General features: G+C 77.5%; 2 protein-coding genes. Both read right to left on the bottom strand.

Features of this window, described 5'->3' with window-relative positions:
* The coding region (locus ICW40_RS15035) for a murein biosynthesis integral membrane protein MurJ (protein WP_308121835.1) at nt 1–2,715 on the bottom strand (2,715 nt) is incomplete at its 3' end.
* Nucleotides 2,712–5,195: DUF6049 family protein (locus ICW40_RS15030; RefSeq protein ID WP_221654828.1), on the bottom strand; the 2,484-nt coding region annotated here is incomplete at its 5' end. The genes ICW40_RS15035 and ICW40_RS15030, both read right to left, overlap by 4 nt.

Here is a 5,195-nt window from a genome sequence, read left to right as displayed (position 1 = left end):
ACCGGCGGCCGCGCCGGCCTGCTGACCCGCCCGCGGGTCCGCGCGCCGGATCGCGGGCGGGATGGCCGGCGGAGGGGTCGTGCCAGGCCGCTTCGTCGAGGACTGCGCGGCGAGCGCCGCCCGCACGGACTGGCGCTGGACGTTCGCGGTCGTGGCCTCGTCGTCGGCCGCGTCGTCCGTCGGCTCGGCTCCGCCGGCGGCAACACCTGCACCAGCACCAGCACCTGCACCGGCGCCGACCACAGCGCCGTCGACGGCGCCCCACGGCTCGAGCTCGCGCACGAGCTCTGCCGGGCTGTGCGGGCCGTCGTCGTTCGGGCCGAGCGTCACGGCGCACAGCGTGTCGAGGTCGCCCGGGAGGCCCTCGACGAGGTCCGCGGGCGGGACGGGCGCACCGTCGACCACCGGCGCGACCTCGACCCCCTCCGCGGGCACGCCGTCGCGCGCGGGCCAGTGACCCGTGAGGGCGAGGTGCAGGAGGGCGACCAGGCCCACCGTGTCGGCGCGCGTCGTCGTGCGGGCGTCGCCGATGCCGAGGCCGAGCAGCTCGCCGTCCAGCCCGAGGCCGGAGACGACGACGCCACCCGTCGGGGTGACGCGGACGGCGGCCGGGCGCAGCGCGAGGTGGTGCACGCCGCGCCGCCGTGCGACCTCGAGCGCCACCGCGGCCTCGCCGACGATCGCACGCGCCTGGTCGGCCGGGAGCGGGCCGTCGGCCGTGAGCTCGGCGAGGGACCGCCCCGGGAGCGGCTCGGTCACCGTGTAGGCGAGACCCTCGTGGTCGCCGACGTCGAGGACCCGCAGCAGGCGGGGGTCGGTGACGAGCGCCGCGCGTCGGGCGGCGTCCTGCGCGCGCCGGACGACCGCGTCACCGGCGTCGTCGTCGCCGCGCAGGACGAGCGCACGGACCGGACGGTCGAGGATCTGATCGCGGGCCTCCCAGCCCTCGGCACGCGGCAGGTCGCTCGCGAGCGGGCGCTCCAGGCGGTAGCGGCCGGCGAGCAGGGTGCCCTGCTCCACGACGACGTCCACCCGGTCACCTCCCCGTGCGCTCGAGGTGCGGCCGGCACCACGTGCGCCGAGGCCGACCCGCGCGCCCATGCTACGGCCCAGCCGCGCCAGCAGCGGCTCGGCCAGACGGGTCACGTCGTCGACCCCGAGCAGGCGCAGACCGCCGACGTAGACGGCGAGCATCAGGGCGCCGACGCCGACGCACGCGAGAGCCGCCTTCACGAACCCGGCGGCGGACAGGTCCCCGAACAGCCCCAGGACCGGCCAGCCGACCGCGGTTGCGACCACGGCGCTCGCGACGGCCTTGACGTGCATGACGACGGCGCCGCGGCCCGACCCGCCGAGGCGGCGCCGCACCTGCACGCCGCCCCACACGGCGCCGACCACGTACGACGCGGCGATCGACGCCCCGGCCGTCACGACCCACCACCGCGGGGGCAGGAGGACGGCGCCGAGGACGCTGCCGCCCGCGACGACCCCCGCCATCGCGACCTGGATCCAGAACAGCCCCTTCGCGTCCTCGTAGGCGTAGAAGATCCGCTGGCAGAGCGACCACGCGCCGAGCGCCGCCAGGCCCGCGAGGAGGGCGACGACGACCGGCGCGATCGACCCGGCCTCGGCCGGCTCGATCGACGGCAGCACCACGCGGACGAGGGGCAGCGCGCACACGGCGAGCACGGCCGTGGCGATGACGGTGAACGCGCCGATGATGCGCAGCCCGGACGAGAAGTCCTCCCGCACGGCGGGCACGTCGTCGGCCGCGGCGTGCTGCGAGAGGCGCGTGAACAGTGCCGTGAGGAGCGACACGGTGACGAGCGAGTGGGGCAGCATGAAGATCGTGAAGGCGAGCGTGTAGGCGTTGTTGCCCGCGACGTCGGCCTGGAACTCCTGCGCGGCCGCCGTGCTCACCTGCATCACGGCGATGATGCCCAGCTGCCCGACGACGAGCGCCGCGAACGTCCAGCCCGCGACCCGGCCGGCAGTGCCGAGGCCGGCCCCGCGCCAGTCCCGCCGGGGTCGGAAGCGGAACCCGCTGCGGTGCAGGGGCACAACGAGCACGAGCGCCTGCGCGACGACGCCCAGCGTCGCCCCGCCGCCGAGCAGCGCGACCCGGCCCGCGTCCCACGCCGACGGGTCGTCCTGCGGCCCGCCCCGCACGTACGCGCCGAAGACGCCCATGAAGACGAGCAGCCCGACGATCGCGACGACGTTGTTGACCACCGGGGCCCACATGTACGGGCCGAAGCTGCCGCGGGCGTTGAGCACCTGGCCGAGCAGCGTGTAGAGGCCGTAGAAGAGCACCTGCGGGATGCACCAGAGCGCGAAGGTGGTCGCGAGGCCGATGAACTCGGGGTCGCGGTCGTTCGCGGCCACGCGCACGACGACGGGCGCCGCGAGCGTGAGGAACGCCGTGAGCGCGAGCAGCAGCACGCCCGAGAGCGTGAGCAGGCGGTCGACGAACGCCTGGCCGCCCGGCGACCGGTAGGCGCGCACCACCTGCGGCACGAGCACGGCGTTGAGGACGCCGCCCGCGACGAGCATGTAGAGCATGTTCGGCAGCCAGTTGGCGAGCGCGAACGCGTTGGCGCCGGCGGCGTTCGCGCCGATCGCGGCGGCGAGCACGGAGACCCGGACGACGCCGAGGACGCGGGACGTGGCCGTCCCGGCCGCCATCACGCCCGCGCTGCGCCCGAGGTCGCTCACGGCGCGTCCACCGGGCTCCCGGTGCGGTGCCGCACGTCGACGACGGGGCCGCCGGGGGGACCGACGTCGACCGGGCCCGCACCGACCGCGGGCGGCGCGCCCGTCCCCTCGTCGTGGGCGACGTCGTCCCGGGCGACGTCGTCGGCCCCTGCCTGCTCCGCCTCGGCCTCTGCCTCCGCCTCCGCCTCGGCCTCGGCCTCGGCCTCCTCGGCCTCCTCGGGCGAGAGGGCGTCCGGACCCGCCGCGACCGGGGCCGCGCGGCTCGCGGCGCGGCCGCGCCGGACGGTGCGCACGACGCCGATCACGAGGCCGATCGCGAGCAGCCCGCCGATCACGGCCGCCCCGATGCCCTCCCACTCGGCGCGCACGTGCACGGTGAGCGTCGTGCGGTCGTCGAGGACGACGCCGTCCGGTCCGCGCAGCTCCACGGCCACCTGCACGTCGGCGCTCTGCACCGCCCGCACCGGCAGGCGCACCTGCTCCTGGCCGCCGGCGGGGAGGGTGACCGTCACGGCCTCCTCGGCGATGAGCAGGCGGTCGCCGGGACGCAGCGCGACCTGGACGGTCACGGGCTGGTCCAGCGTGTTCTGCACGAGCACGGGCAGCTCGCCCGACGTCGAGATGAGGTTGATCTCGCTGCCCACCTCGACGACGACGGCGTCGCGGATCGACGCGGTGAGCGCGCGGGATGCGGCGACGAGCGCCGTGCGGGCGGCGGCGTCGTCACGCCAGGCGACCGAGAGCGGGGCGAGCCGCTCGGCCTCGGGCGCACCCATGAGCTCCTCGGGGCGCTCGGCGATGGCGGCGAGGCGCGCGCGCTCGGCGAGGGTGAGGTCGAGCGCCACGATCTCGCTCGGAGGGATCTCCGCCGTCGCGACCTCGTCGCGCGGCAACGGGTCGTGCTGGACGGTGCCGGCCGGTCCCGCGAGGAGGCTGCTGACGGGCTGCAGCTCGACCCACGGCACGGTCGCGAGCGCCGCGAGCTGGGCGGCGGCGACCGCGGGCTCGGGGTCCCAGTCCCGGGACGCGGAGAGGAGCAGGTGCCGGCTCTCGCTCGGCCGCTCGCGTGTGATGACCGCGAGCTCGGCGAGCACGTCCTGCGCCGCCGTCGCGGGCGTGAGCTGCGCGTCCGCCCGCCGGTCCGCGCCGTCGTCGGGACGCGGCGCGACGCTGCCGTGCTCGAGCGCCTCGGAGAGCCGCTCGTCGGGCACGAGCACGGTCGCCTCGCCGCTCGGCGTCTCGGCGGTCGTGCGCGACGACGCCGTGTACGTCAGCTCGTCGGCGGGCTCGAGCGCGCCCGGGCCGACGACGAGGGCCCGGCCGCCCGCCGCCGCGAGCCCCGCGGTCACGACGTCCGGGAGGCGCTCCGCGGGCAGGACCAGGGAGCCCGGGACGCCGACGGGCACGCCGAGCGCCGCCGCGCTCGCGGCGGAGAGCTGCCACGCGAGGTCCCAGGGGCCGAGGGCACCCGCGTGCGCGAGCGCCGCCGCGTCCGCGTCGCCGTAGGGCAGGAGGGCGACGTCCCGTCCGCGGGTCGCGGCGACGAGCGTCTCGGTCCAGGAGGCGGCGGCCGAGGACCCGGCGGAGGAGTCGGTGGCGTCGAGGGAAGAGTCGGGGGAGGAGTCGGAGGAGGGGTCGGCGCCGTCGGTCGCGGGGTCGGTGGCAGCGGGCACCGAGGCCGTCTGCTCGAGCAGCCACGGGTCGAGCAGCCACGTGACCGCGGTGGACGCCGCGGTCGCGTCGAGCACGTCGGCCAGCCGGCCGCCGGGCGTCGTGAGCGCGTCGAGCTCCTGCTGGTGCTCCGTGAGCACCGGCTCGTCGCCGGCCCCGTCGGCCCCGTCGTCGTCGCCGGCCCTGTCGTCGTCGCCGGCCCCGGCGGAGTCCTCCTCGGCCTGCGGCAGCGCGTGCGGGTCGACGGCCGGGCCGACGAGCGGCACGAGCACGCTCACCCGCGTCGGCGTCACCTCCTGCTCGGGGAACCACACGGTGAGCGTCCGGGCGAGCCCCTGCCGGCGTCGCGCGGAGTCGCCGCGGTCGACGACCTCGACGGCCACGCCTCGCGGACCCCACGCCGAGGACGACCGGAGCCCGACCGAGGCCGCCGGCACCACGACGCTGAAGGGCAGCGACGCGCCAGGGGCGAGCGGCTGGGCGAGGTCCACCGTGAGCAGCGTGGTGCCCGCCGCGTCGTCGTCGGCGGCGTCGCGCCAGCGGTCGAGCGAGGTCCTGGTCACGAACGCGGACCGGTCGAGCCGCACGAGCACGCGCGGGACCTCCAGGGCGGTGTCCCCGCGGTGGTGCAGCGTGCCGGCGACCGTGAGGTCGCCGCCCGGCTGGAGCACGGGCGTCACCTGCTCGACGTCGACCTCGACGGGCAGCGCGTCGTCGTCCCGGGCCTCGCGCGCCTGGTCCTCGTCCTCGGTGGCGGCGGCCACGCCGGCGGCGCTCACGGCCCCGCCCGGCGTCGCCGCAGCCGGCGC

It is taken from the genome of Actinotalea ferrariae (genome assembly GCF_019733465.1).
In the GTDB taxonomy this organism is placed as follows: domain Bacteria; phylum Actinomycetota; class Actinomycetes; order Actinomycetales; family Cellulomonadaceae; genus Actinotalea; species Actinotalea ferrariae_A.
Note: the sequence above shows the minus strand (reverse complement) of the source record. Positions and strands in the feature narration are given on the sequence as shown.